Annotated in this window: 25 protein-coding genes; 4 read left to right on the top strand and 21 right to left on the bottom strand. The window is 71.7% G+C overall.

Features of this window, described 5'->3' with window-relative positions; translation table 11 throughout:
• Nucleotides 1-43: 43 nt before the first annotated feature.
• The 11 genes from ACSU53_RS25540 to ACSU53_RS25490 all read right to left on the bottom strand — a co-directional run bounded on the left by ACSU53_RS25540 (nt 44) and on the right by ACSU53_RS25490 (nt 9,483).
• The gene (locus ACSU53_RS25540; protein WP_437031364.1) at nt 44-934 is read right to left on the bottom strand and encodes a diacylglycerol kinase; all 891 of its coding nucleotides are present in this window, start codon (nt 932-934) and stop codon (nt 44-46) included.
• Nucleotides 935-964: 30 nt separating this feature from the next.
• Complete coding sequence (gene tatC / locus ACSU53_RS25535) at nt 965-1,909, bottom strand: twin-arginine translocase subunit TatC (RefSeq protein ID WP_437031362.1); 945 nt, start codon at nt 1,907-1,909, stop codon at nt 965-967.
• Between the two features lie 49 nt (nt 1,910-1,958).
• Nucleotides 1,959-2,240 carry a Sec-independent protein translocase subunit TatA gene (tatA, locus tag ACSU53_RS25530; RefSeq protein ID WP_164335127.1) on the bottom strand — a complete coding sequence of 94 codons (282 nt, stop codon included), beginning with the start codon at nt 2,238-2,240 and terminating at the stop codon, nt 1,959-1,961.
• Nucleotides 2,241-2,468: 228 nt separating this feature from the next.
• Nucleotides 2,469-2,663 carry a hypothetical protein gene (locus ACSU53_RS25525; RefSeq protein ID WP_437031360.1) on the bottom strand — a complete coding sequence of 65 codons (195 nt, stop codon included), beginning with the start codon at nt 2,661-2,663 and terminating at the stop codon, nt 2,469-2,471.
• A gap of 70 nt (nt 2,664-2,733) precedes the next feature.
• The gene (locus ACSU53_RS25520; RefSeq protein ID WP_164346682.1) at nt 2,734-3,027 is read right to left on the bottom strand and encodes a hypothetical protein; all 294 of its coding nucleotides are present in this window, start codon (nt 3,025-3,027) and stop codon (nt 2,734-2,736) included.
• 61 nt (nt 3,028-3,088) lie between these two features.
• Complete coding sequence (locus ACSU53_RS25515) at nt 3,089-4,084, bottom strand: helix-turn-helix transcriptional regulator (protein WP_437031358.1); 996 nt, start codon at nt 4,082-4,084, stop codon at nt 3,089-3,091.
• Nucleotides 4,085-4,101: 17 nt separating this feature from the next.
• Nucleotides 4,102-5,055 (bottom strand): helix-turn-helix transcriptional regulator, encoded by a 954-nt coding sequence (locus ACSU53_RS25510; RefSeq protein ID WP_437031356.1) that lies wholly within the window; start codon nt 5,053-5,055, stop codon nt 4,102-4,104.
• 201 nt (nt 5,056-5,256) lie between these two features.
• Entirely contained in the window at nt 5,257-5,628 is a 372-nt protein-coding gene (locus tag ACSU53_RS25505; protein ID WP_437031354.1) for an FKBP-type peptidyl-prolyl cis-trans isomerase, read from the bottom strand.
• 56 nt (nt 5,629-5,684) lie between these two features.
• Complete coding sequence (locus ACSU53_RS25500) at nt 5,685-6,659, bottom strand: FKBP-type peptidyl-prolyl cis-trans isomerase (protein ID WP_437031352.1); 975 nt, start codon at nt 6,657-6,659, stop codon at nt 5,685-5,687.
• A gap of 193 nt (nt 6,660-6,852) precedes the next feature.
• Nucleotides 6,853-8,214, bottom strand: a complete 1,362-nt coding sequence (gene pafA / locus ACSU53_RS25495) for a Pup--protein ligase (protein ID WP_437031350.1) — start codon at nt 8,212-8,214, stop codon at nt 6,853-6,855.
• Between the two features lie 9 nt (nt 8,215-8,223).
• Nucleotides 8,224-9,483: an MFS transporter gene (locus ACSU53_RS25490; RefSeq protein WP_437031349.1), complete on the bottom strand. Its 1,260-nt coding sequence runs from the start codon at nt 9,481-9,483 to the stop codon at nt 8,224-8,226.
• A gap of 116 nt (nt 9,484-9,599) precedes the next feature.
• Here ACSU53_RS25490 and ACSU53_RS25485 point away from each other — a divergent pair, with 116 nt between their 5' ends.
• On the top strand, nt 9,600-10,610 hold the full coding sequence (locus tag ACSU53_RS25485) for a LacI family DNA-binding transcriptional regulator (RefSeq protein ID WP_437031347.1): 1,011 nt from the start codon (nt 9,600-9,602) through the stop codon (nt 10,608-10,610).
• 73 nt (nt 10,611-10,683) lie between these two features.
• On the opposite strand, the gene prcA is transcribed toward ACSU53_RS25485, so the two are convergent.
• The 6 genes from prcA to arc form a co-directional block, all read right to left on the bottom strand.
• The gene (gene prcA, locus ACSU53_RS25480) at nt 10,684-11,454 is read right to left on the bottom strand and encodes a proteasome subunit alpha (RefSeq protein WP_437031346.1); all 771 of its coding nucleotides are present in this window, start codon (nt 11,452-11,454) and stop codon (nt 10,684-10,686) included.
• 60 nt (nt 11,455-11,514) lie between these two features.
• On the bottom strand, nt 11,515-12,360 hold the full coding sequence (prcB, locus tag ACSU53_RS25475) for a proteasome subunit beta (protein ID WP_437031344.1): 846 nt from the start codon (nt 12,358-12,360) through the stop codon (nt 11,515-11,517).
• Nucleotides 12,312-12,488 carry an endonuclease domain-containing protein gene (locus ACSU53_RS25470; protein WP_437033400.1) on the bottom strand — a complete coding sequence of 59 codons (177 nt, stop codon included), beginning with the start codon at nt 12,486-12,488 and terminating at the stop codon, nt 12,312-12,314. Before ACSU53_RS25470 ends, prcB begins: the two co-directional genes overlap by 49 nt.
• Nucleotides 12,489-12,658: 170 nt before the next feature.
• Complete coding sequence (locus tag ACSU53_RS25465) at nt 12,659-12,877, bottom strand: ubiquitin-like protein Pup (protein WP_362093560.1); 219 nt, start codon at nt 12,875-12,877, stop codon at nt 12,659-12,661.
• A gap of 196 nt (nt 12,878-13,073) precedes the next feature.
• On the bottom strand, nt 13,074-14,585 hold the full coding sequence (gene dop, locus ACSU53_RS25460) for a depupylase/deamidase Dop (protein WP_437031342.1): 1,512 nt from the start codon (nt 14,583-14,585) through the stop codon (nt 13,074-13,076).
• 234 nt (nt 14,586-14,819) lie between these two features.
• A complete protein-coding gene (gene arc, locus ACSU53_RS25455; RefSeq protein WP_164335104.1) occupies nt 14,820-16,586 on the bottom strand; it encodes a proteasome ATPase in 1,767 nt (588 codons plus the stop codon).
• 246 nt (nt 16,587-16,832) lie between these two features.
• On the opposite strand from arc, the gene ACSU53_RS25450 reads away from it, so the two are divergent.
• Entirely contained in the window at nt 16,833-17,138 is a 306-nt protein-coding gene (locus ACSU53_RS25450; RefSeq protein WP_437031340.1) for a ferredoxin, read from the top strand.
• 103 nt (nt 17,139-17,241) lie between these two features.
• On the opposite strand, the gene ACSU53_RS25445 is transcribed toward ACSU53_RS25450, so the two are convergent.
• The 3 genes from ACSU53_RS25445 to ACSU53_RS25435 all read right to left on the bottom strand — a co-directional run bounded on the left by ACSU53_RS25445 (nt 17,242) and on the right by ACSU53_RS25435 (nt 20,859).
• Nucleotides 17,242-17,820 (bottom strand): hypothetical protein, encoded by a 579-nt coding sequence (locus ACSU53_RS25445; protein ID WP_437031338.1) that lies wholly within the window; start codon nt 17,818-17,820, stop codon nt 17,242-17,244.
• A 318-nt stretch (nt 17,821-18,138) separates the two neighbouring features.
• Entirely contained in the window at nt 18,139-19,041 is a 903-nt protein-coding gene (locus tag ACSU53_RS25440) for a tRNA (adenine-N1)-methyltransferase (protein WP_432058390.1), read from the bottom strand.
• Between the two features lie 93 nt (nt 19,042-19,134).
• Nucleotides 19,135-20,859 (bottom strand): site-2 protease family protein, encoded by a 1,725-nt coding sequence (locus tag ACSU53_RS25435; protein WP_437031336.1) that lies wholly within the window; start codon nt 20,857-20,859, stop codon nt 19,135-19,137.
• Nucleotides 20,860-21,114: 255 nt separating this feature from the next.
• Here ACSU53_RS25435 and ACSU53_RS25430 point away from each other — a divergent pair, with 255 nt between their 5' ends.
• Nucleotides 21,115-22,176 (top strand): RecB family exonuclease, encoded by a 1,062-nt coding sequence (locus tag ACSU53_RS25430; RefSeq protein WP_437031334.1) that lies wholly within the window; start codon nt 21,115-21,117, stop codon nt 22,174-22,176.
• Nucleotides 22,177-22,264: 88 nt separating this feature from the next.
• The gene (locus tag ACSU53_RS25425; protein ID WP_362092950.1) at nt 22,265-22,936 is read left to right on the top strand and encodes a response regulator transcription factor; all 672 of its coding nucleotides are present in this window, start codon (nt 22,265-22,267) and stop codon (nt 22,934-22,936) included.
• A 150-nt stretch (nt 22,937-23,086) separates the two neighbouring features.
• Here ACSU53_RS25425 and ACSU53_RS25420 read toward each other — a convergent pair whose 3' ends face one another.
• A complete protein-coding gene (locus ACSU53_RS25420; RefSeq protein WP_437031332.1) occupies nt 23,087-24,670 on the bottom strand; it encodes an ABC transporter substrate-binding protein in 1,584 nt (527 codons plus the stop codon).
• Nucleotides 24,671-24,718: the final 48 nt, after the last annotated feature.

Raw genomic sequence — 24,718 nt, 5'->3', positions numbered from 1 at the left:
GGCCGGGGGCGTCCCGCCCTGATCAGGGGCCCCGGAGTCCTGATCAGGGGCCCACGACCCGCACTGCGGCGGGCACGCAGCGCACGGTCAGCGGCAGTGCCCCGACCGGTTCGCCGTCCGCGTACCCGGTGACCCCGTCGGCGGCCAGCTCCACCCGCGCCGCCCGCAGGACGGTGACCACCGGGTGCCCGACATGCGTCCCCTTGTACACGGTGGGGAACACCCGCAGCAGGGTGCTGCGGCTGCACGCGCCGACCACCGTGACGTCGAGCAGGCCGTCGGTGAGGTCCGCGCCGTGGCAGACCCGCATGCCGCCGCCGTAGGACGGCCCGTTGCCCACCGCGACCAGCGTCGCCTCGACCTCGCGGACCTCGCCGCCGTCGAGGGTGATCCGGTACGGGACCGGCCGCAGCGCGGACAGCTCGGCGAGCATCGCGAGGTCGTACTTGAACCGGCCCACGGGCAGCCGCATGCGGTTGCCGCGGTCGTTGACCCGGGAGTCGAAGCCGGAGGCGAGGACGTTGGCGAACCAGCGGTCGCCGACCTGTCCGAGGTCGATGTCGCGTACCCGGCCGCACTTGAGGGCGTCGGCGGTCATCCGTCCGGCGGCGGCCGGGTCCCGCAGCGGCAGGCCGACGGCCCGGGCGAAGTCGTTGCCGGTGCCCGCGGGGACCAGGCCGAGCGGGGTACCGGTGCCGGCGACGGTCTGCAGCGCCAGGTGCACCATGCCGTCGCCGCCCACAGCGATCAGCGCGCCGGTGCCGTCCGCGACGGCGGCCCGGGCCCGGGCGAGTGCATCCTCGGCGTTCTCGCCGAGGACGGTGCGCACCGCGTAGCCGGCGTCCCGCAGCGCGGCGGCGGCCGGTTGCGCCGCCCGGGCGCCCCGGCCGCGGCCCGCGGTGGGGTTGACGAAGAGGGTGATCTCGCTGGCCACGCAGTGACCCTACGAGGTGTGTCCCCCCGGCTAGGTCACGTCGTCATAACCGTTGACCCGGTCCCTGTTCGTCTGCTCGGGGAGGGCCGAGACGGGTTCCGCGGGCTCGACGGCCTCGGGGGTCAGGTCCAGCTCGGAGGCCTCGTCGTCGGCGGGGCCCAGGGCCTCCAGGCGCCGCTTGCGCCGATCGTTGAGCAGGGCCACGCTGACCGCGGCGAAGTACAGGAGCCAGATCGGTCCGGCGAGCGCCATCATGGTCAGCGGGTCGGTGCTGGGCGTGGCGATGGCCGCGAAGAGCGTGATGCCCAGGATCATGCCGCGCCACCAGCCGAGCATCCGCTTGCCGCTCAGCGCCCCGGTGAAGTTGAGCATGATCAGCAGCAGCGGCAGCTCGAAGGAGAGCCCGAAGACGACCACCATGCGCGTCACGAGGTCGAGCAGGTCGTCCAGCGGCAGCAGGTTGTCGACGTTGCCGGGCGTGAAGTCGATGAGCACCTTGGCGGTGGTCGGCAGCACCCGGTACGCGAAGTAGGCGCCGCCGAGGAACAGCGGGAAGCCGGTGGCGACGAACGCGTAGGCGTACTTCTTCTCGTGCCGGTGCAGACCGGGGGCGACGAACGCCCACAGCTGGTACAGCCAGACCGGCGCGGCGAACACGATGCCGGCCATCAGCGAGACCTTCAGCGCCAGCGTGAATGGCGTGAGCAGGCCGTTGATCGTGATCATGGCGCAGGGCTGCGCCTTGTCCTGCGTGGTGCGCGCCAGTTCCTCGAAGGACTGGCCGCAGCCGACCGACCTGAGGATCGGGTCGGTGAAGAAGTTGATGATGTCGGTGTAGAAGAAGGCCGCGACGACCGTCACCAGGACGATGGCCAGCAGCGCCTTCGCGAGCCGGTTGCGGAGCTCACGCAGGTGTTCCGCGAGGGGCATCCGCCCTTCCGGATCCTTCTCCTGTTTGCGGGCAGACTTCAGCAACCCACGTTCCCCATCTCGTGCGGCGGGCCGGAGTCCCCCCGGCCCTGCGTCAGCGCTTGGTCGTGTCCGTCGGCTCCGCCACCGGGCGGGAGCTGGTCACGTCACCGGGGGCGGCCTGGATGGTGCGCTGCGCCGAGGGCTCCTCGGGGGCCGGCGGGTCGGCGGGGGCGGAGGACTTGTCCTCCTTCATCGCCTTGGCCTCGCTCTTGAGGATGCGGGCCGACTTGCCGAGCGAACGCGCCATGTCCGGCAGCTTCTTCGCGCCGAACAACAGGATGACGACGACGAGGATGAGAATGATCTCGGGAGCGCCGATCTTGCCACCGAACATAAGTCTTTACCTTCTCACCGAGGCTGCGGGGGTGCTGTCCGACCGGACACACATCCGGACGATGGTACGTGACAGCGATCGTAACGCTCAGGGGTGAACGCGAGGCAATCCCCGTGCGTACTCCCCTTCCGCGGCCGGGCCTCGTTCTCCGGTCGCGTGCAGCAGCGTACCTGCCGGTGACACGCGCCCGACAGGGTGAGGGGCCCCGGCCGGCCCCGGCAGGCCCGCTCAGAGGGCCTCGGCGGAGCGGGCCGCGCCGGCCGCCGACCGCTCCAGGTCCTCGGCGGCGCGGCCGATGCGCTGCGCGGAGTCCGTGACCTGCCGGCCGAGGCGTTCCGCCTCGACGAACACCCGCACGGCCAGCACACCGAGCACGACGAGACCCAGGAAACCCACGGCAACAGCGATCATCGGCCAGACCATGGGGCGAGCCTAGACCGTCGCGGCGGGCGGCGGGCTCCCGCCCCGCGCCCGCGCGGTGCGGGCCGGGGACCTACGCGGTGGAGTGCAGCCGCAGGGTGCTGACGCCGCCGCCGGTGAGCAGTTCCACGATGCGCTCCCCGGCCGGCTTGCGGACCGCGGCCGCGCACTCGGGGCAGGTGAACGAGTAGAAGGTGGTGCGGCTGCTCGCGCCGACGACGAGGCGCAGGGCGCTCGCGGCGAGTTCGAACCGTCCCCGGCAGTCCGGGCAGCCCGCCCGGAACACGACCGGGGCCACGCTTCTCATCCCGGCGAACGCGGACGCCACCGTCATCCCCCGCACACCAGACGTCGCCGACTCGCTCAAAGCACTCGCTCCTGCCTGTCGTCCTGTCCGTCCCGCGCCGCCTGCCGTGCGCGGTCCCCGCTCATCCGGCCGCCTCGACCCCGTCGTAGGCCGCGAGCGCGTCGCGGGCGGCCTGCCGGGCGCTGTCGGCGAGGCCACGCGGCTCGACGATGCGGCCGTCGCGCCCGAGCCGCAGGGCCAGGCGTCTCAGCGAGGCCGGGTCGGGAGTGCGCAGGGTGATGCGCAGCCCGCCGTCGGGGAGCTCCTCCGCGCTGTCGTGCGGGTAGTACTCGGCGACCCAGCGTCCGCGCGGCCCGACCTCGACGACCACCTCGGGGTCCTCGGCGGCGGGCTGCACCAGCCCTTCGGAGAGGTCCCGCAGCTCGATCTCCGGGGGTGCCGACGGCTCGTCGAGGATCTTGATCTCGGCCACCCGGTCCAGCCGGAAGGTGCGGCGCGCCTCGGAACGGCGGCACCACGCCTCGACGTAGGTGTGGCCGACGCTGACGAGGCGGATCGGGTCGATCTCGCGCTCGGTGATCTCGTCCCGCGCGGGTGAGTAGTAGCGGATCCACAGGCGGCGGCGTTCGGCGATGGCGCGGTCGACGTCGGCGAACACCCCGCCCTCGGACTCGAACGTCACCGACAGCCGGGAGCTGGCCCCGGCGGCCTCGCCGGCCGCGGCCTCCACCTTGGCGGTGGCCCGCAGCAGTGCCTGGCGGTCGCTCTCGCGCAGGCCGGGCAGGGTGGCCACGGCGCGGGCGGCGACCAGCAGGGCGGTGGCCTCGTCGGCCGCGAGGCGCAGCGGCTCGGCCGTCTCGGCGCCCAGGGCGGCGGGGTTGTGCCACCAGATGCGCTCGCCGTCGGTGTCGATGTCCAGCAGGTCGCCGCCCCGGAAGCTGGTGCCGCACATGGGCAGCACGTCGAGGTCGGAGACCAGTTCGTCCTCGGTGATGCCGAAGGCGCGCGCCACGTCCTCCACCCGGGCGCCGGGGCGCTCGCGCAGGTAGGTCACCAGCGAGAGCATCCGCCGGGTCTGGTCGATGGCGTTCCCGGGCCTGACCGGTTTGCCTGCCACGTTGTGTCCGCTCCCCCTCAGCCCTTGGCGACGGCGCGCAGCCGGTCCACCACGTCGGCCCGCAGCTCCGCGGGCTCCAGGACCACCACGTCCGGTCCGAACTCCACCAGCCACGCGTCCAGGCCGTGCCCGTACGGGATCTCCAGCTCGTCCCAGCCGTCGCCGAGTTCCCGCACGGCCGTGGCCCGGGCCCGCAGCGGGTATCCGGCGTCGGCGCGCAGCCGGATGCGGGCCGTGCGGTCGGCGGTCTCCCCCGCCCAGCTCGCCACGGTCTCCCGCACGGTGACGACGTCCGGCACCGGGGCGGTGAACCGGCCGCTGCGCGAGCGGACCTTGCCGGTGATCCGGGACAGCCGGAAGACGCGTTCGGCGCCCCGGTCGCGGTCCCACCCGGCGAGGTACCAGTGGCCGCGCCAGCACTCCAGCGCCCACGGCTCGACGTGCCGCTGTTCGGGCTGGACGGCGGTGGCCTTGCGGTAGTCGAAGACGACCGGACGGCGGTCGCGGCAGGCCAGCATCAGCGGCTCGAAGGCGGCCTCGTGCACCGGGATGCGGGGTTCGAGGGCGCTGTGGGTGCCGTGCGGGTCGACGTCGTCGGGCAGTCCGGCGGCGCGCAGCTTCTGCAGGGCGCCGCTGGCGGCCCCGGCCAGCCGGGCCTGCTGCCAGACCTTGGCGGCGAGTCCGAGCGCCGCGGCCTCCTCGGCGTCCAGGGTGATGGGCGGCAGCCGGTTGCTGTCGCGGCGGGCGAGGTAGCCGGTCTCGCCGTCGAGGTTCTCGACGGTCTCGATGACCAGTCCGAGTTCGCGCAGGTCGTCCTTGTCGCGCTCGAACATGCGGTTGAAGGAGTCGGTGGAGCCCGCTTCCAGGTAGGCCTCGATGGACTCACGCAGCTCGCGCTTGCTGAGCGGCCGCCGCGTCCCGAGCAGACACAGCGCCAGGTTCATCAGCCGCTCGGCCTTGGCAATGGCCATCGACGCCCTTCGCCTCCCTATGGTGCTTACGACCGATGACCGTACCGCTCCGTGGTGGCGCGGCAAAAGCCGAGGGTCCATGCCCGGACGGGCATGGACCCCGAATGATCGGCTCCGATCGGTTTCCGACCGGACGTCGTACGACGAACCGACGGTACGGCGATCATCTCGATCGCCGCGCGCCGGCCGGCGGTGCGACGGTCAGACGCCGAGCAGGTCGACCACGAAGATCAGCGTCTCGCCGGGCTTGATCGCCGGCGTGGGGCTCTGGTCGCCGTAGGCGAGGTGGGCGGGGATGGTCAGCTGGCGGCGGCCGCCGACCTTCATGCCCTGCACACCCTGGTCCCAGCCCTTGATGACCCGGCCGCCGCCCAGCGGGAAGCGGAACGGGGTGCCGCGGTTCCAGCTGGCGTCGAACTCCTCGCCGGTGCTGAAGGCGACACCGACGTAGTGCACGGTGACGGTCTGGCCCGCCTCGGCCACCGGTCCGTCGCCCTCCCAGATGTCCTTGATCTCGAGGTCCGCCGGGGGCTCGCCGCCCGGGAAGTCGATCTCGGGCTTGTCGATGCTCACTACATTTCTCCTTGTTGCGTGACCTGCGAACCCTGACAGTTTCACAGACGCACGGGTCAGACGGTGCCCAGGATGTCGACGACGAAGACCAGCGTGTTCTTGGCCAGCTCGCTGCTGGGGTTGGCGCCGTAGCCGAGGGACGGCGGGATCACCAGCAGCACCCGGTCGCCGACGTTCTTGCCGACCAGGCCCTGGTCCCAGCCGGCCACGACCGAGCCGGTGCCGATCTGGAAGGCGGTGGCGCCGCCGTGGTCCCAGGAGGAGTCGAACTTCTTGCCGTCCTCCCACTTGACACCGGTGTACTGGGCGATGAGGCCCTGACCGGCCTCGACCTTCTTGCCGTCGCCCTTGATCAGGACCTGGTCCTGCAGTTCCTTCGGGGCCTTGGCGCCCTTCGGGACGGTGATGGTGGCGGCCTTCTGGGACGGCGCCTTCACCTCGGGCAGACCGTCCTCGGTGGCCGCCTGCTCACCCTTGGCCTCGGCCTTGGCGTCGACGGGGGCGGCGGCGACGGTGTCGACCACCCAGACCAGGACGTCCTTCTCGGTGACGCCGGAGGCGGGGTTCAGCCCGGGCCCGATCAGGTCGCCCGCGGTGCCCTGCACGAGGGTGCGGCTGCCGACCTTCTTGCCCTTCAGGGCGTCCAGGACCTTGGGGGGCAGCTGCCCGCCCTCCTTGCCCAGCTGGGCGACGGACTGCGGCCGGGGGTTCTTGCCGGCCGCGGTGGCCCAGGTGCCGCCGAGCTCCTGGTCCTCGCCCCACTTCACGAGGGACCAGTCGAGCCGGACGAAGTCGGACGCCTCGACGGTCTTGCCGTCGCCCGCCGACACCGTCTCGACCACGGTCTTCTCGGTCGGTTCGGTGTCCTTGGGGTCGGAGATCTCGGGCTTCTGGCCGAACGTCCCCTCGATCCGGGCGACGCCGTCCGCGGAGTCGCTGTTCTTGTCGTCGTCACCGCCGCACGCGGCGGTGAACAGCAGGGCGGGGACGGCCAGCAGCGCCGCGAGGCGCCGGTACGTGTTGTGGTTCATCAGTCCAACTGGGAATCGGGGGCGTGGGGGCGATCCGGCCACTCTACGACCTGTGACCCCGCGGACCACGAGTATCCGCCGACGCCTCCCGCGAAAGAGACGCACCGCGCACCGCGGACGCCCGATGCCCCCGGGGTGTCGCTCCCGGGGGCATCGGGCGTCCTGCGGCCGCCGGGGCGGCCGGCCGGTGCGGTCACATGCCGGCGATCAGCTTCTCCACCCGTTCGTCCACCGAACGGAACGGGTCCTTGCACAGCACGGTGCGCTGCGCCTGGTCGTTCAGCTTGAGGTGGACCCAGTCGACGGTGAAGTCCCGGCGCTGCTCCTGGGCCCGGCGGATGAAGTCGCCGCGCAGCCGCGCCCGGGTGGTCTGCGGCGGCACCGACTTGCCCTCGAAGATCTTGAGGTCGTTGCAGATCCGGGCGGCCTGCCCCCTCTTCTCGAGCAGGTAGTAGAGGCCACGACGGCGGTGGATGTCGTGGTACGCGAGGTCTATCTGCGCGACCCGCGGATTCGACATGGTCATGTTGTGCTTGGCCCGGTACCGCTCGATGAGCTTGTACTTCATGACCCAGTCGATCTCGGTGCCGATGCGGTCGAGGTCCTCCTCCTCGATGGCGTCCAGGGTGCGGCCCCACAGCTCCAGCACCTGCTCCACCGTGCCGGTGCGGATCCCGCGGCGCTCGCAGAAGTCCAGCGCCTTCTCGTAGTACTCGCGCTGCACCTCCAGCGCGGACGCCTCGCGGCCGCTGGCCAGGCGCACCTTGCGCCGGCCGGTGATGTCGTGGCTGACCTCGCGGATCGCCCGGATCGGGTTCTCCAGGGTCAGGTCCCGCATGACCGTGCCCGCCTCGATCATGCGCAGCACCAGGTCGGTGGCACCGACCTTGAGCAGCATGGTCGTCTCGGACATGTTCGAGTCGCCCACGATGACGTGCAGCCGGCGGTAGCGCTCGGCGTCCGCGTGCGGCTCGTCCCGGGTGTTGATGATCGGACGGGAGCGGGTGGTCGCCGAGGAGACGCCCTCCCAGATGTGTTCGGCCCGCTGGCTGACGCAGTACACGGCTCCGCGCGGTGTCTGCAGCACCTTGCCCGCGCCGCACAGCAGTTGGCGGGTCACCAGGAAGGGGATGAGGATGTCCGCGAGCCGGGAGAACTCCCCGTGCCGGGCGACGAGGAAGTTCTCGTGACACCCGTAGGAGTTTCCCGCGGAGTCGGTGTTGTTCTTGAAGAGGTAGACGTCGCCCGCGATTCCCTCCTCGTGCAGGCGTCGTTCGGCGTCCACCAGGAGTCCTTCGAGAATGCGCTCGCCGGCCTTGTCGTGGGTGACCAGCTCGGTCACGTTGTCGCATTCGGGTGTGGCGTATTCCGGATGCGAACCCACGTCGAGATAAAGGCGGGCACCGTTGCGCAGAAAGACGTTGCTGCTTCGGCCCCATGACACGACACGGCGGAAGAGGTACCGCGCCACCTCGTCAGGAGACAGGCGCCGCTGTCCCCTGAACGTGCACGTGACGCCGTACTCGTTCTCCAGCCCGAAAATGCGGCGGTCCATGACTGAACATTACGCCCGTTTCCCGGAACTGAAACGGGGTTCGAGGGCACGGTTCGGATCATTTTCGGAGCGGGCCGCAACTACCGCCCCGCCCACCGGAACTGCCATTACCCTTCCTGTCGCGATCAAAACCAGCAGGGACACGCCACCCGCCACCCCGGGCACCGCGAAACCCCACAGCGCACCGCCCGCCTCGACGACGGGTCCCGCCACGCCCGTTCCGGCCGACGCGCCGACGGTGAAGGTGGTCACCAGCCAGGAGAACGCCTCGGTGACCGTCCCGCGCGGCGCGTGCCGGTCCACCAGGACGAAGGCGCAGGCGATGGCCGGGGCGAGGAAGACCCCGGCGAGGGCGGCGAGCAGCGTCATGGCGACCGGGCCCGGCATCAGCATCAGCGGCAGGTAACACACCGCCAGAAGGGCCACCAGCACCCGCAGTCGCCGTGCCGGCTCGCCCCGCCACCCGCGCGCCCCGTAGGCGAGGCCCCCGGCCAGGGCGCCGAAGCCGAGGCCCGCCATCAGCCAGCCGTACACCACATCGCCGCCGTGGTCGTCCCCGTAGGAGACGGCCGCCACGGTGATGGAGCCCAGCGCCATGCCGACGAACAGGAAGGCGGCCAGCAGGGCGAGGAGCCCCGGTGAGCGCAGGGCGCCGAGCCAGTGCGCCTCGCGCGGGGCGGAGCGCCAGGCGCGGGAGGGCGCCGAGACGACCACGGACAGCGCGCCGAGCACCCCGATGACGTTGAGCACGAGCAGGGCCGCCTGGGCCGACCACAGGGCGGCGCACACCGTCACCAGCAGCGGCCCGACGGTGAACATCACCTCCTGGGCCACGGCGTCCAGGGCGTACGCCCGGTGCACGTGGTCCTCCCGGGGCAGCACCGTGGCCCACAGCGCGCGCAGCCCGCCCTCCAGCGGCGGCGTGAACAGGCCGGCGGCGGCCACGGCGGCGCAGGCCAGCGGCAGCGGGCCGATGCCGGCGAAGGCGAAGACGGCCATGGCGAGGGCGGAGAGGACGGCGGCGGGGAGCTGGACGCGGGGCTGCCCCTTCAGGTCCACCAGCCGCCCCAGCACGGGCTGGCCCACGGCGTTGGAGACGCCGTACACGGCGGCGAGCGCACCGGCCAGGCTGAAGGAGCCTCCCTCGGCGCGCACGAACAGCACGATCGCGATGGCCGCGGTCGCGTTGGGCAGCCGGCCCACCAGCGTGCCGACGAGCAGCCGGGCGGCGTGCCGCACCCGGAGGATCTCCAGGTATCCCGTGGCCATGCCGAGCCCTCCACTCACCTGCCGGACTGCGCCGGACGGGGGGTTGTACGTATAACGGCCGCTTCCATACGTACCATGTCGGCTGTTCGCCAGTCCAGACGAAGGAGCGGTCCGCGGTGGCCCGAGCCAGCACCCGACCCACGAGCCGGGACGTCGCCCGGGCCGCCGGTGTCTCCCAGGCCGCCGTCTCCCTGGTACTCGGGGAGAAGTGGCGCGGACGGGTCTCGGAGGCCACCGCGCAGCGGGTCCGCGACGCCGCGCACGACCTCGGCTACCGGCCCAACCTGGCCGCCCGCAATCTGCGCCTGGGGCGCACCCGCACCGTGCTGCTGGTGGTGCCGGCCCTCACCACGGAGTTCTTCGCCGGGGTCTACACGGGCGCGGCACGGGTCGCCGCGCAGCACGGCTTCGGCGTGGTCCTCTACCCCTCGCCGGAGGGCATCGGGCCGGCCCGCGATCCGTTCGCGTCCGCACAGGCGGCCCTGGACGGCGTCATCGCCTCCTCCATGGCCGCCGACGCCCTCAGCGCGATCCGGGGCGACCAGCTCCCCCTGGTGATGCTGGACAGCGATCCGGAGGCCGGCCCCGGCGCGGCCACGGTGAACCTCGACATCGCCGACGGCGTCCGCCAGGTCGCCCGGCACCTGCTGGACCTCGGCCACCGCCGCTTCCTGCACCTGGCCGCGGACGTGGCGTCCTGGACCTTCGAGGTACGCGCCCGCGAACTGGCCGCCCGGCTGGCGGGCGCCCCGGGCACGTCCCTGCGCACCGTCTCCTCCCCCATCTCCATCCGGGGCGCCGAGGCCGCCGCCGCGGCCGCCCTGGCGGAGGGGGACCGGCCCACGGCCGTCGTCTGCGACGACGACCAGTTGGCGGCCGGCGTCTACAAGGCGGCCCGCCGACTGGGCCTGGCGATCCCCGGCGACCTCTCCGTCACCGGGCTCGACGACCTGGCCCTGGCCACGGCCATCGACCCCGAGCTCACCACCGTGCGGTTCGACGCGGAGCTGTTCGGCGAGCGGGGCATGCGGGCCCTGCTGGCCGTCCTGGAGCAGCGCGAGCCCCGGGCGGACGACATCCCGGTGGACCTGGTGGTGCGCGGTTCCACCGGTCCGGCCCGGGACTGATCCGGGTCCGGGCACGCGTGCGCCGCGTGCCCGGACCCGCGGATCCGGCGGCACGCGGCGCACCCGTACGGGACTACTCGGTGTCCGTGCCGGACTCCGTCTCCGCCTCGGCGTCCGCTTCCGCCTCCGACGCCGTCTCGGCGCCGCCGGCCTCCAGCAACCGGGCCAGCTGCCGGCCGGTGATCCGCTTGAACTTGCGCTTCTGCGGCCGGGTGCGGTCCAGCACCGCGACCTCCAGCCGCTCCGCGGGGATCTCCCGCTCACTGCCGTTGGTGTCCCGCGACAGGGACTGCACGGCCAGCTTGAGCGCCTCGGCCAGCGTCATGCCGTCCCGGTGGCGCTGGTCGAGGTAGCCGCTGATCTGCTCGGCGTTGCCGCCGACCGCCACCGAGCCGTGCTCGTCGACGATGGAGCCGTCGTGCGGCAGCCGGTAGATCTGGTCCTGCTCCGCGGTCTCGCCGACCTCGGCGACCACCAGCTCCACCTCGTAGGGCTTCTCCCCGACGCTGGAGAAGATGGTGCCGAGCGTCTGCGCGTAGACGTTGGCCAGGCCCCGGGCGGTCACGTCGTGCCGGGCGTAGGTGTACCCGCGCAGGTCGGCGTAGCGGACGCCGCCGATGCGGAGGTTCTCGTACTCGTTGTACTTCCCGGCGGCGGCGAAGCCGATCCGGTCGTAGATCTCGCTGAACTTGTGCAGCGCGCGGGACGGGTTCTCGCCGACGAAGACGATGCCGTCGGCGTACTGCAGCACGACCAGGCTGCGGCCGCGGGCGATGCCTTTGCGGGCGTACTCGGCCCGGTCGGCCATCGCCTGCTGGGGGGAGACATAGAACGGCGTCGACACCGGTTATCCGTCCCTTTCTGTCGAAGTCACTGGACCACCTTGAAACATCCGGACCGCCCGCTACAGCAGCGAGGCCCGCGGACCGTCGGGCTGCTCCAGCCGCCGTTCCAGCACGGACCGGGCGATCGCGGACGCCTCGTCCTCGGTGAGCCGGCGGAAGCCGTCCTCGGTGATCACGGTGACGATCGGGTAGATCCGGCGGGCGACATCGGGACCACCGGTCGCCGAGTCGTCGTCTGCCGCGTCGTACAGGGCCTGGACCACCAGCGTGGTGGCCTCGGCCTCGCTCAGGTCCTCCCGGAACAGCTTCTTCATCGCGCCGCGCGCGAAGATCGAGCCGGAACCGGTGGCGGCGTACCCCTGCTCCTCGGAACGGCCGCCCGTGACGTCGTAGGAGAAGATCCGCCCCTGCTCGCGGTCCACGTCGTACCCGGCGAACAGCGGCACCACGGCCAGGCCCTGCATGGCCATGCCGAGGTTGGAACGGATCATGGTCGACAGCCGGTTCGCCTTGCCCTCCAGCGACAGCTGTGCCCCCTCGACCTTCTCGAAGTGCTCCAGCTCCAGCTGGAACAGCTTCACCATCTCCACGGCCAGGCCCGCCGTGCCCGCGATGCCCACCGCGGAGTACTCGTCCGCCGGGAAGACCTTCTCGATGTCCCGCTGGGCGATGACGTTGCCCATCGTGGCCCGCCGGTCACCGGCGAGGACGACCCCGCCGGGGAAGGTCACGGAGACGATGGTGGTGCCGTGCGGGGCCTCGATCGCGCCCTGGACGGGCGGCAGCTTCCTGCGCCCCGGCAGCAGGTCCGGCTGGTGTTCGGAGAGGAAGTCCATGAAGGAGGAGGACCCGGGCGTCAGGAAGGCAGCCGGCAGACGCCCGGTGTCACGAGTGTTGGCTTCCACGAGGTTCCCTCCAGGTAGGCGGCAGCCCGACGGATGCTGTCGGGATCGTCTCCCAACTTGCCGATGGCCGAATTGCAGTTGAAGCACAGTACGTCACGGACCCTACCCGCCTCGCGGCAATGATCCACATGGGATACGGGTTCGATGCGGGTCGTTCCGTCACGCGTCCTCCGCGAGCGGACCACGCGGCCTGCCGCAGCGCGAACGCTGTCCCCGGCCCGTGCCGACGCACCGCGGACAGCGTTCACACCTTCTTCGATTGCGAAGTACGGCACCTGCTCGGCCTGCGGGCCGAAGGTTACTCGCCGCCCTTTTGGACGAAGGACCTGACGAAGTCCTCGGCGTTGGCCTCCAGGACGTCGTCGATCTCGTCGAGGACGTCGTCCACGTCCTCGCTCAGCGCCTCCTGGCGCTCCTTGAGGTCCTCGGAAACCTGCGCGTCCTGCGCCTGCTCCTCGACCTCCTCGGTGGAACGCGTGGCCTTCTGCTGCCCGCCGCCGGTGTCCTTGGTCGCCATAACCCTCACCCCGCTCAGTTCGCCCGACATGGTCGGCATGACGCCGATTGGTGATGATCAGACCCTACAAGCCGGGTCCGACAATGCCCCCGTACTTGCTCCAACGTACGGGGACCACCTCGATGATTCCCGCCGGCGGGTCGTTCCACCCTCCGACGGGCCGTTGCCGCCTCCCGGGTACCCGGGAGGTTCCGGCTCAGTTGCCGGAGAGAACCCTGACCAGGTCTTCCGCGGTGCGGCAGCGGTCGAGGAGTTCCTTGACGTGGTGACGCGTCCCGCGCAGCGGCTCCAGGGTCGGGACGCGCTGGAGCGAGTCCCGGCCCGGGAGGTCGAAGATGACCGAGTCCCAGGAGGCGGCCGCCACGTCGTCCGCGTACTGCTCCAGGCAGCGGCCGCGGAAGTAGGCGCGGGTGTCCTCCGGCGGCTTCGTACGGGCCCGCTCGACCTCCGCCTCGTCCAGCAGCCGCTTCATCCGGCCGCGGGCCACCAGCCGGTTGTAGAGGCCCTTGTCGGGGCGTACGTCGGCGTACTGGAGGTCCACCAGGTGCAGCCGGGCGGCGTCCCAGTCCAGGTCGTCACGGCGCCGGTAGCCCTCCATCAGCTCCCGCTTGGCGACCCAGTCCAGCTCGCCGGCCAGGCTCATCGGGTCGTTCTCCAGACGGGTGAGGGTGTCCTCCCAGCGCGCCAGGACGTCCTTGGTCTGCTCGTCCGCGTCGGCGCCGAACCGCTCCTCCACGTACTTGCGGGACAGCTCGTAGTACTCCATCTGCAGCTGCACCGCGGTCAGTGTCCGCCCGCTGCGGAGAGTGACCAGGCGCTTCAGCGACGGGTCGTGCGAGACCTGGTGCAGGGTGCGGACCGGCTGGTCGACGGCGAGGTCGACCGCGATGAAGCCGTCCTCGATCATCGACAGCACCAGGGCCGTCGTGCCCAGCTTCAGGTAGGTCGAGATCTCCGACAGGTTGGCGTCCCCGATGATCACGTGCAGGCGCCGGTACTTCTCGGCGTCGGCGTGCGGTTCGTCGCGGGTGTTGATGATGGGGCGCTTCAGCGTCGTCTCCAGGCCCACCTCAACCTCGAAGTAGTCCGCCCGCTGGCTGATCTGGAACCCGTGCTCGTGGCCGTCCTGGCCGATGCCGACACGGCCGGCACCGGCGAAGACCTGCCGGGAGACGAAGAAGGGCGTCAGGTGGCGCACGATGTCCGAGAACGGGGTGGCCCGCTTCATCAGGTAGTTCTCGTGCGTGCCGTAGGAGGCGCCCTTGTTGTCGGTGTTGTTCTTGTAGAGGTGGATCGGCTGGGCACCGGGCAGCGCGGCGGCCCGCTCGGCGGCCTCGGCCATGATGCGCTCACCGGCCTTGTCCCACAGCACGGCGTCCCGCGGGTTGGTGACCTCGGGCGCGCTGTACTCGGGATGCGCGTGGTCCACGTAGAGCCGGGCGCCGTTGGTGAGGATCACGTTCGCCAGGCCGATGTCCTCGTCGGTGAGCTGGCTGGCGTCGGCGGCCTCCCGGGCGAGGTCGAAGCCCCGGGCGTCCCGCAGCGGATTCTCCTCCTCGAAGTCCCAGCGGGCCCGGCGGGCCCGGTGCATCGCCGCCGCGTAGGCGTTCACGATCTGGGACGAGGTGAGCATGGCATTGGCGTTCGGGTGGCCGGGGACGGAGATCCCGTACTCCGTCTCGATGCCCATTACTCGCCGTACGGTCATGCGGCCCTCCTTGCCCGGCGGCACTCCCGGTCGGGGGCGCCGCTCAAGTACCGCCGTCGCTCAGGTGCGCGTGCGGTGCCCGTCCCCGCACCGCGCGACTCGGCGGTATGGAAGAGCCTAGAACGCCTCTGCGCCGGTGGGGAGATCATTTGCGTCATTGCTGTGCTCCAGCCGTGGCCCGGAAAACAGTCGGCTGCGGGTACCCGTTCAGGGCACCCGCAGCCACCCTGCTTTTTACAGGTACTGACCGGTATTCGCCACCGTGTCGATGGAGCGACCGGTGTCCGCGCCCTGCTTTCCGGTGATGAGCGTACGGATGTACACGATCCGCTCGCCCTTCTTTCCGGAGATGCGCGCCCAGTCGTCCGGGTTGGTGGTGTTGGGCAGGTCCTCGTTCTCCTTGAACTCGTCCACGCATGCCTGGAGCAGGTGCGAGACGCGCAGGCCCTTCTGGTTCTTCTCGAGGAAGTCCTTGATGGCCATCTTCTTGGCCCGGCCCACGATGTTCTCGATCATGGCGCCGGAATTGAAGTCCTTGAAGTAGAGGACTTCCTTGTCACCATTGGCGTAGGTGACCTCCAGGAAGCGGTTCTCCTCGGATTCGGCGTACATCTGTTCCACGGCGGTCTGGATCATGCTCTGGACCGTCATGCCCTTGTCGCCGCCGTGCTCGGCGAGGTCGTCGCCGTGCAGCGGGAGGCGCTCGGTGAGGTACTTGCCGAAGATGTCCTTCGCCGCTTCGGCGTCCGGACGCTCGATCTTGATCTTCACGTCGAGCCGGCCGGGCCGCAGGATCGCGGGGTCGATCATGTCCTCACGGTTGGAGGCACCGATGACCACGACATTCTCCAGGCCCTCCACACCGTCGATCTCGGCCAGCAGCTGCGGGACGATGGTGTTCTCCACGTCCGAGCTGACACCGGAGCCACGGGTGCGGAAGAGGGACTCCATCTCGTCGAAGAAGACGATGACGGGCGTGCCCTCGCTGGCCTTCTCACGGGCCCGCTGGAAGACCAGGCGGATCTGCCGCTCGGTCTCGCCGACGTACTTGTTGAGCAGCTCCGGGCCCTTGATGTTGAGGAAGAAGCTCTTGCCGGCGGCCTGCCCGGTCACCTCGGCCACCTTCTTGGCGAGCGAGTTGGCGACGGCCTTGGCGATGAGCGTCTTTCCGCATCCGGGGGGCCCGTAGAGCAGGACGCCCTTGGGCGGGCGCAGTTCGTGCTCGCGGAACAGGTCCGGGTAGAGGTACGGCAGCTCGACCGCGTCCCGGATGGCCTCGATCTGGTTGCCGAGGCCGCCGATCTGCTCGTACCCGATGTCGGGGACCTCTTCGAGGACGAGCTCCTCGACCTCGCTCTTGGGCACGACCTCGTAGACGTAGCCGGAGCGCGGCTCCATGAGCAGGGCGTCGCCGGGGCGGATGGTGATGTCCAGCAGCGGCTCCGCGAGCCGCACCACCCGCTCCTCGTCGGTGTGCCCGACCACCAGGGCGCGCTCGCCGTCCTCGAGGATCTCCTTGAGGGTGACGATGTCGCCGACGCGCTCGAACTCCATGGCCTCGACCACGTTGAGCGCCTCGTTGAGCATGACCTCCTGGCCACGCCGGAGCCCGTCGAGCTCCACGCCCGGGCTGACGTTCACCCGGAGCTTGCGGCCGCCGGTGAAGATGTCGGCGGTGCCGTCCTCGTTCGCCGTGAGGAAGACTCCGAAACCGGCCGGGGGCTGCGCCAGCCGGTCGACCTCCTCCTTGAGGGCCACGATCTGGTCGCGGGCCTCACGGAGCGTGCTGGCGAGTCGTTCGTTCTGGGCGGACACGCCGGCCAGGTTGGTCTGCAGCTCGACGATCCGCTCTTCGAGAATCCTCGTGTGTCGCGGAGAGTCGGCGAGCTTACGTCGCAGGACGGCGATCTCCTGCTCAAGGTAGGCGATCTGCCCGGCCGGGTCGTCGGACCCGCGTCCCGGGCGGATGCCGCGGTTCATGTCGTCGTCGTGGGCTGCCACGGTCCTCACCTCCTCCAAGGGGAGCTGGACGCTTCCAGACCCTACCTGGGCGGGTGTCGATTGAAACCCCTAGATCACAAACACGGTCGGGGTGTGTCCGATCTTCACCCTTGCGCTCTCCCTCACGCCAGGGGAATACCCACCGACGAAGATTGGAATCCCGGCGCGGGTAGGCTCGACGTGTTCAACACCCGTCGGAGCTGGCCGGATTCCCGTCCGGTCCGGCGCGGGAAAGCGGCAGGAGGGATGAGCGTGCAGCAGGAGGCCGGGGTCCGCGAGGAGCCGCTGGAGGTCTGGATCGACCAGGACCTGTGTACGGGCGACGGCATCTGCGCCCAGTACGCGCCGGAGGTGTTCGAACTCGACATCGACGGGCTGGCCTACGTCAAGGGCCCGGACGACGAACTGCTCCAGGACAAGGGAGCGGCAACGCCCGTTCCGCTGCCGCTCCTCACCGACGTCGTCGACTCGGCGAAGGAGTGTCCCGGCGAGTGCATCCACGTCCGCCGGACGACGGACGGCGTGGAGGTGTACGGGCCGGACGCCGGGTGACCGGCGCGGCACGGCCCGTCATGGCTGTCCGGAAATCCGCGGGCGCCGGAGTGCGCGCCGGGCTCACGCTCCCGCGCGCACGCCGCGGATCGCCCTACCTCCGTCACACGCTGCGGGCGCCGGACGGCTCGGAGCGCACGAACGCACCGTCGTCCCAGTGCCACTTCACGTCCTCGCGCACATCGGGGCAGCAACTCGGCACGTCGTCGGACGAGTAGCCGAGGAGGGTGGCGCGGACATCGCCCGCGCGCACGGCGAACTCCTCGACGTTGGTGCGGTCACGGGGGTCGACGAGCGTGGCGACCACGCGCGCGGTGTCGTCGCCGTCGGCGCGGGTGAGCACGTACACGCCGTCCGGCGGAGTGCCCATGGGGGCGTCGCAGTGGACGACGGCCACCGTCTCGGGCCGGCCGTCCCCGTCGAGGTCGCCGGACGCCTGCCGCTCCACCACCTGTTCCACCGGACCGCAGTCGAACGGGAAGTCCACACCCGCCGGATCCGGCGGAGCGCCCTGCGCCGGCGCACTCTTCGTCTGCGGGGCCGGGGTCTGGGCCGCGGTCGCGGAGCCGGGCTGGAACAGCGACGACAGCGCGACGACACCGGCCAGGGCCGTCGCGGTGGCGACCCAGTGGATCGGGCGGGCGTGCGTGTGGGCCAGTTCCGGGACGGCGGAAGGCTGCACGGGGAGTGCCTCCTGTGAGGGCTGTGCCGGTGGGGTGGCCAGCATCGTGCCACACGTCACACGACCGAGGGAACGGCGGGGGTGTGCCGTTGTGGTGCGGGGGTACCGGGGCGGGTCCGCCGGCGGCCCTCGGACCCCGGACCCCGGACCCCGGACCCCGGCGGCCGGCCGGCCGGAGCGCCGGTCAACGCGGCGGCGCCGTGGCACAGTTCCGGCGGATGCCGGGGAACTGGGCCACGGCGCCGGTGCGTTGTCGTGGCGTAAGCCGTCAGCGGGCGTCGTGGCGTAAGCCGTCAGCGGGCGTCGTGGCGAAAGCCGTCAGCGGGCGGTGCCGCCGTCGGCGTTGGGGCCGGAGTAGTCCTCGCCGTAGGCGCCCTTCGCGGGACGGCGGCGGCGCATGGGCGGCTCGACGCCGTCGGCGAGACGGCGGGCGGTGAGCAGGAAGCCGGTGTGGCCGATCATCCGGTGGTCCGGGCGGACGGCCAGACCCTCGATGTGCCAGTTGCGGATCATCGTCTCCCACGAGGTCGGCTCGTTGAAGCAGCCGATCTCGCGGATGGACTCCACGGTCCGGGCGAGCTGGGTGGTGGTCGCCACGTAGCAGCACAGGATGCCGCCGGGGACGAGGGCCTTGGAGACGGCCTCCAGGCACTCCCAGGGGGCGAGCATGTCGAGGATGACGCGGTCCACGTCGGCGTCGGACAGGTTGTCCTGGAGGTCACCGACGGTCAGCTGCCAGGCGGGGTGCGGCCCGCCGAAGTAGCGCTCGACGTTCTGCCGGGCGATGTCGGCGAAGTCCTCCCGGCGCTCGTAGCTGTGCAGCATGCCCTGGTCGCCGATGGCCCGCAGCAGGAAGCTGCTCAGCGAGCCGGACCCGACACCCGCCTCCACGACGCGCGCGCCGGGGAAGATGTCGGCGAAGGCGAGGATCTGCCCCGCGTCCTTCGGATAGACGACGGCTGCCCCGCGGGGCATGGACAGGACGTAGTCGGGGAGCAGGGGGCGCAGCGCGAGGTAGGCGACGTTACCGGTGGTGCGGACAACGCTGCCCTCGGGTGCGCCGATCAGCTCGTCGTGCGGGAAGGAACCCTTGTGGGTGTGGAAGTTCTTCCCGGCCTCGAGCGTGAACGTGTAGTGGCGGCCCTTGGGGTCGGTCAGCTGAACCTGGTCCCCGACCTTGAAGGGCCCGCGCCTGCGGGCGGCACCGGTCGGTTCGGACATGTGACCAGCCTACCGGTCCCCGGAGGGGCCACCGACCACCTCCCGGACGGGCGCGGACCGGGACGGCGCGGGCGGGCCTCGGCTCCGCCCGCGTCAGCTGGGCCGTGCCATCGCCTTCACGAAGGCCCGCTCCACGTCCGCCGCGGACAGCACGCCGTAGATCTCGCCGGTGTCCTCGACGACCAGGTACTCGGTGGCCGGGGTCGCCCGCAGCACCTCCAGCAGGTCCTCGCCCGCCAGCTCGGCGGACACCCGCATGCCGTCGGTGATGTCCTGGGACAGACCGCTGACCGGGACCCACGGGCGGCGGTGCTCGGGCACGCCGACGATGGCGGCCTCGCGCACCAGGGACAGCGGGGTGCCGTCGGGGTCGACGACGACCAGGGCGCGGGCGCCGGCGGCGTTGGCGCGGCGCAGGGCCTCGGACAGCGGGGTGTCGTTCTCCACCGGCACCGCACGCCGGGTGAGGGTGCGGGCGCGCAGCTCGGGAAGGTGCTCGCGCAGCCGGGCCACGCGCAGGCTGTTGCCCGCTCCGGTCCAGATGATGGCGGCCAGGATGGCGGCGAGCAGGGCGTCCAGGACGGTGTCCATGCCGACGCCGTCCTGCGCGTCGGAGCCGAGCGCGCCGGTCTGGGTGAGCAGCGGCAGCCCGATCAGCACGGAGACGGCGAGGGCGCGGCCGACCCAGGCGGCGGCGACCGTGCCGCTCATCGGCTTGCCGGTGAGTTTCCAGACCACCGCGCGGAGCATGCGGCCGCCGTCGAGGGGGAGGCCGGGCAGGAGGTTGAAGACGGCCACGATGAGGTTGGAGATCATCAGGCCGGCCAGCAGGACACCGGGCACGGAGGCGGGGTCGACGACGAGGAGGCCCAGGTAGAAGACGCCGGACAGCACCAGGGACAGCAGCGGGCCGACGAAGGCGAGTACGAACTCGCGGCCGGGGGTCTCGGCCTCCTTCTCGATCTCGGAGACGCCGCCGAAGAACTGGAGCTGGATGCGGCGCACCGGCAGCTTGAAGCGGAGCGCGGCGAGGGTGTGGGCCAGCTCGTGGACGAGGACCGAGGCGTAGAAGGCGACGGCGAAGAACAGGGAGACCAGGTAGCTGGCGGCGCCGAGCTCGGGCAGGACGCGGTCGATCTGCCCGCCGAAGACCCAGGTGATGAGGATGGCGACGAGGAACCAGCTCGGCGCGACGTACACCGGCACGCCGAACGGCCGTCCCATCAGCAGGCCGCCGCGCTGCTGCTCGGGGGGCCGCTGCGGACCCCTGCCGGAGCCGGAGGCGGCGCGTGCGCGGTCGTCGGTGCCGTGCGGGGTGCCCTGCGGGCCAGCCGGAGGGCCGGGGGGCGCCGGGGGAACCCCCGGGCGGGGGGCCTCATCGGATGCCGGGAGCGGGGCCGTGCCGTCGCGGGGGTCGGTGGGTCCGCCGGGGTCCGTGGGTCGGCCGGGGGCGGCGGGGCCGCCGGGTGCGCCGCCGGGGCGGTCGGGGCCGCCGGGTGCGGCGGAAGGTTCCGTCGGGGGCGGAGGGCCGCCGGCGGGGGCCTCCGGGGCGGTCCGGCCGGGGTCGCCGGCCGGGGCGCCGGGGGCGGGGGGTGCCGGGTGCGGCGCCCCGTCGTCTCCGGGTCCGGGGGCGGTGCCGGTGGCGGGGGCGGTTCCGGGCCGGGCCGCCTCGGGCCGGCCGTGACCGTCCGGGGCGGGGCCCTGGCCGCCGTCCCGGGTGGTGGTGTCGTCGGGGGCCGGGTCCGAGCGGCCCGGGCGGTGCTCGGTCGATTCGCCGTCGCCGGACCGCGGCCGCCCGCGCCCGCCACTTGCCTCCACCGGTGTCCCCTCGCTCGCTGCGTCTCCCGCGCCTGCCGGGCGGGAGGGTCTCGTGTCGATGGTATGCGGCCGTCGCCACCCGTTTCCCCTCGGCACCCCAGTCCCCTCCCCCGCGTCTCCCCGCGTCTCCCGCGCCGACTGCCCCTCTGGTTCCCGTCTCCTTCCCGTTCTTCCTCCGCGGTCACCCCGGGCGGTTGTCCACAGGCGGCGACCGCCTCGTGCCCCGTGTCGGTGCCGGGCCGTAAGGTCTGGGGCATGGAGACGAGCACGGAGGACCCGGCACGGCCGGCGAGCGGCCCGGCGGCACCGGCGGCGGCACCGCCGGCCCCGGACGCACTGCCGTCCGGGACCGCGTTGACCGGGACGGCGCAGACGGCCGTCGCGGCGACCGGGACCGCGGAGACCGGGACGGCGCAGACGGCCGTCACGGAGACCGCGGCCACGGAGGGCACGGTGGCGGAGGGGACCGGTGCGGAGAGGGCCCCCGCGCTGCCGCCCGTCTCGCTGTCCCCTTCCCGTGCCGGTGACTTCATGCAGTGCCCCCTGCTCTACCGGTTCCGGGTGATCGACCGGCTGCCGGAGAAGCCCAGCGAGGCGGCGACCCGGGGCACCCTGGTGCACGCCGTGCTGGAGCGCCTGTTCGACGCCCCGGCGGCCGAGCGCACCGCGCCGCGCGCCAAGGCACTGCTCCCGGGCCAGTGGGAGCGGCTGCGGGAGAGCAGGCCCGAGGTGGCGGAGCTGTTCGCCGAGGATCCCCAGGGCGAGCGGCTCGCACGGTGGCTGGCGGAGGCGGAGCAGCTGGTCGAGCGCTGGTTCACCCTGGAGGACCCCCGGCGGCTGGAACCGGCGGAGCGGGAGCTGTTCGTCGAGGCGCGGCTGGAGTCGGGGCTGACCCTGCGCGGCATCATCGACCGGGTCGACGTGGCCCCCACCGGTGACGTGCGGATCGTCGACTACAAGACCGGGAAGGCACCGCGCCCGGAGTACGCCGAGGGCGCGCTGTTCCAGATGAAGTTCTACGCCCTGGTCGTCTGGCGGCTGAAGAACGTCGTCCCCCGCCGCCTGCAGCTGGTGTACCTGGGCAGCGGTGACGTCCTGACCTACGACCCCGTGGTCGCCGACCTGGAGCGGGTCGAGCGCAAGCTGCTGGCGCTGTGGGACGCGATCTCGCGCGCCACCGAGACCGGTGACTGGCGTCCGCGGCCCACCAAGCTGTGCGGCTGGTGCGACCACCGGGCCCACTGCCCCGAGTTCGGCGGCACTCCCCCGCCCTACCCCCTGCCGGTGGTGCCGCCCCCCGCGCCGCGCGGTCCCTGACCGGGCGCCCGCTCTCCGCCGTGCCCCGGCCGCGGACCGGTCCCCCGCCGCAGGGCAGAATGGGACCGGACTAGCGAAGGAGACTTACGTGGCCATCCGCGTCCTACTGGTCGACGACCAGCCCCTGCTGCGCACGGGCTTCCGGATGATCCTGGAGGCCGAGCAGGACCTCGCGGTCGTCGGCGAGGCCGGGGACGGCCTCCAGGCCCTGGACCAGGTGCGGGCGCTGCAGCCCGATGTGGTGCTGATGGACATCCGCATGCCGCGGATGGACGGGGTGGAGGCGACCCGGCAGATCACCGGCCCCGAGCGCAACGGCCCGGCCAAGGTGCTGGTGCTGACGACGTTCGACCTCGACGAGTACGTGGTGGAGGCCCTGAAGGCGGGCGCCAGCGGGTTCCTGCTGAAGGACGCCCCGGCCAACGAACTGGTGCAGGCGATCCGGGTCGTGGCGGCCGGGGAGGCGATGCTCGCGCCGAGCATCACGCGCCGGCTGCTCGACAAGTACGCCACGCACCTGCCGTCCGGCGAGGAGGCGGTGCCGGACACCCTGCACACGCTGACCGACCGTGAGGTCGAGGTGCTGAAGCTGGTGGCCCGCGGCCTGTCCAACGCGGAGATCGCCGCCGACCTGTTCGTCAGCGAGACCACGGTCAAGACGCACGTGGGCCACGTGCTGACCAAGCTGGGGCTGCGGGACCGGGTGCAGGCCGCGGTGTACGCCTACGAGAGCGGGCTGGTGCGCCCCGGCGCCCAGTAGGCCGGCCGGCACGGCGGCCGGCGGCGGCAAGCCGACGGGCAGCGGGAAGCCGGGCCGGAGGACACCGGACGCGAGGCACAGGACGTACGACGAAGGGTGGTCCCTCCCGGCCGGGAGGGACCACCCTTCGTCTCGTGACGCGGGTCCGCGTCAGTTCTTGCTCAGTTCCCAGAACCGGAACACGGTGGAGGCGTCCAGGCAGTACTCCACGCCGGCGACGCCGTCACGGACGACCGCGTACTGCTTGGCCTGCCAGACGGGCAGGACCGGCAGCTCGTCGGCGACGATGTCCTGGAGTTCGCCGTACTCCTTGTCGGTCGCGGCACGGTCGCTGATGGCGGCGGTGCGGGGGATGAGCGTGCCGGTGATGGTGCGGTTGCTGTAGTTGTTGCCCAGCACGTTGCCCTCACCGAAGAAGGGCCCGGTGAAGTTGTCGGCGTCCGGGTAGTCGGGCACCCAGCCCTTGACGTAGACACCGTACTTGCCGGCCTCGATGTCCTTCTCGTACTGCTCGAAGTCGACGGACTTCATCTCGGCGTCGAACAGCCCGCTGGCGTTGAGCTGCTCCGCTATCGCGGTGAGCTCCTGGTCGGTGGCCGGGCCGTAGCGGGACGGCGTGGACCACAGGGTCAGCTTCACCTTGCCGGTGATGCCCTCCTCCTGGAGCGCGGCGGCCGCCTTGGCGCGGGAGGGTCGGGCGCCGTAGGTGTCGAAGAAGGCGGTGTTGTGGCCCGCGATGCCGGCCGGGATGATCGAGTACAGCGGGGTGGCGGTGCCCCGGTAGACGTCCTGGATCAGCGCCTCGCGGTCGAGCAGGTGGGCGATGGCCTTGCGAACGCCGGTCTTTCCGGCCACGGGGTCGTCCATGTTGAAGACGAGGTGCTGGACCTCGGCGCTGCTGCCCTCGACGACCTCGACCTCGCCGGTGCCGTTCGAGGACTCCTCGATGTCGGCGATGGCCTTGGCGGTCAGACCGCGGTAGGCGATGTCGACGTCGCCGCCCTGCACGGCCTTCTGGAGGGCGGACTGGTCACCGCGGAAGAACTTCAGCGTGACGCCGGAGTTCTTCGTCTCGACCGTGCCCTTGTAGTACTCGTTGACGGAGAAGACGGCCTGGTCCTTGCCGTAGGAGTCCAGCTTGTACGGCCCGGAGCCGGACGCCTTCCCGTCCTCGCGCAGCTTGCCCTCGTCGTACTGGCGGTGGTCGACGATGGACCCGGCGCCGGAGGCGATCTTGCTGGGGAAGGTGGCGTCCGAGGTGTTGAGCCGGAAGACGACCGTCTTCTCGTCGGGCGTCTCGACCTCTTCGAGGGTGGAGAACATCACCGCCGGGCCGTCCGGGTCGTCGATCTTCAGCATGCGGTCGAAGGAGAACTTGACGTCCTTCGAGGTGAGGGAGTCACCGTTGCTGAACTTGAGACCGTCCTTGAGCGTGCAGCGGTAGACCGAGCTCTCGGAGTCGGTGAAGGCGCACTCCTCGGCCGCCTCGGGCCGCGGCTCGGTGGCTCCCTTGGGGAAGCTGAGCAGCGACTGGAAGACGTTGTTGAACAGCAGCCAGGAACCCGGGTCGTAGCCGGAGGCCGGGTCGGTGGCGAGGACGTCGTCGGACATCCCCACCACCACGCCGGAGCCGTCCGACCCGGAGTCGCCGTTCTCTGATCCACAGCCGGTCAGCAGGCCGGACGCCAGACCGGCCACCAGGGGCAGGACCGGCCACTTCTTGCGCAGGTTCACGTGTGCTTCGTCCTCGGTAGGTCCCGGTCGCGGAGGTGCCGGCCCGGG

It is taken from the genome of Streptomyces sp. enrichment culture, from assembly GCF_964273255.1.
Classification (GTDB): Bacteria; Actinomycetota; Actinomycetes; order Streptomycetales; family Streptomycetaceae; genus Streptomyces.
This window is presented reverse-complemented; position numbering and strand designations above follow the sequence as displayed.

Coding starts and splice junctions, on each gene's coding strand:
- tatA (WP_164335127.1), bottom strand. CDS start 2,240: ATGTTCGGTGGCAAGATCGGCGCTCCCGAGATCATTCTCATCCTCGTC.
- ACSU53_RS25525 (WP_437031360.1), bottom strand. CDS start 2,663: ATGGTCTGGCCGATGATCGCTGTTGCCGTGGGTTTCCTGGGTCTCGTC.
- ACSU53_RS25490 (WP_437031349.1), bottom strand. CDS start 9,483: ATGGCCACGGGATACCTGGAGATCCTCCGGGTGCGGCACGCCGCCCGG.
- ACSU53_RS25450 (WP_437031340.1), top strand. CDS start 16,833: ATGAGCGTGCAGCAGGAGGCCGGGGTCCGCGAGGAGCCGCTGGAGGTC.
- ACSU53_RS25510 (WP_437031356.1), bottom strand. CDS start 5,055: ATGGCCATTGCCAAGGCCGAGCGGCTGATGAACCTGGCGCTGTGTCTG.
- ACSU53_RS25440 (WP_432058390.1), bottom strand. CDS start 19,041: ATGTCCGAACCGACCGGTGCCGCCCGCAGGCGCGGGCCCTTCAAGGTC.
- ACSU53_RS25500 (WP_437031352.1), bottom strand. CDS start 6,659: ATGAACCACAACACGTACCGGCGCCTCGCGGCGCTGCTGGCCGTCCCC.
- ACSU53_RS25465 (WP_362093560.1), bottom strand. CDS start 12,877: ATGGCGACCAAGGACACCGGCGGCGGGCAGCAGAAGGCCACGCGTTCC.
- dop (WP_437031342.1), bottom strand. CDS start 14,585: ATGACCGTACGGCGAGTAATGGGCATCGAGACGGAGTACGGGATCTCC.
- pafA (WP_437031350.1), bottom strand. CDS start 8,214: ATGGACCGCCGCATTTTCGGGCTGGAGAACGAGTACGGCGTCACGTGC.
- ACSU53_RS25430 (WP_437031334.1), top strand. CDS start 21,115: ATGGAGACGAGCACGGAGGACCCGGCACGGCCGGCGAGCGGCCCGGCG.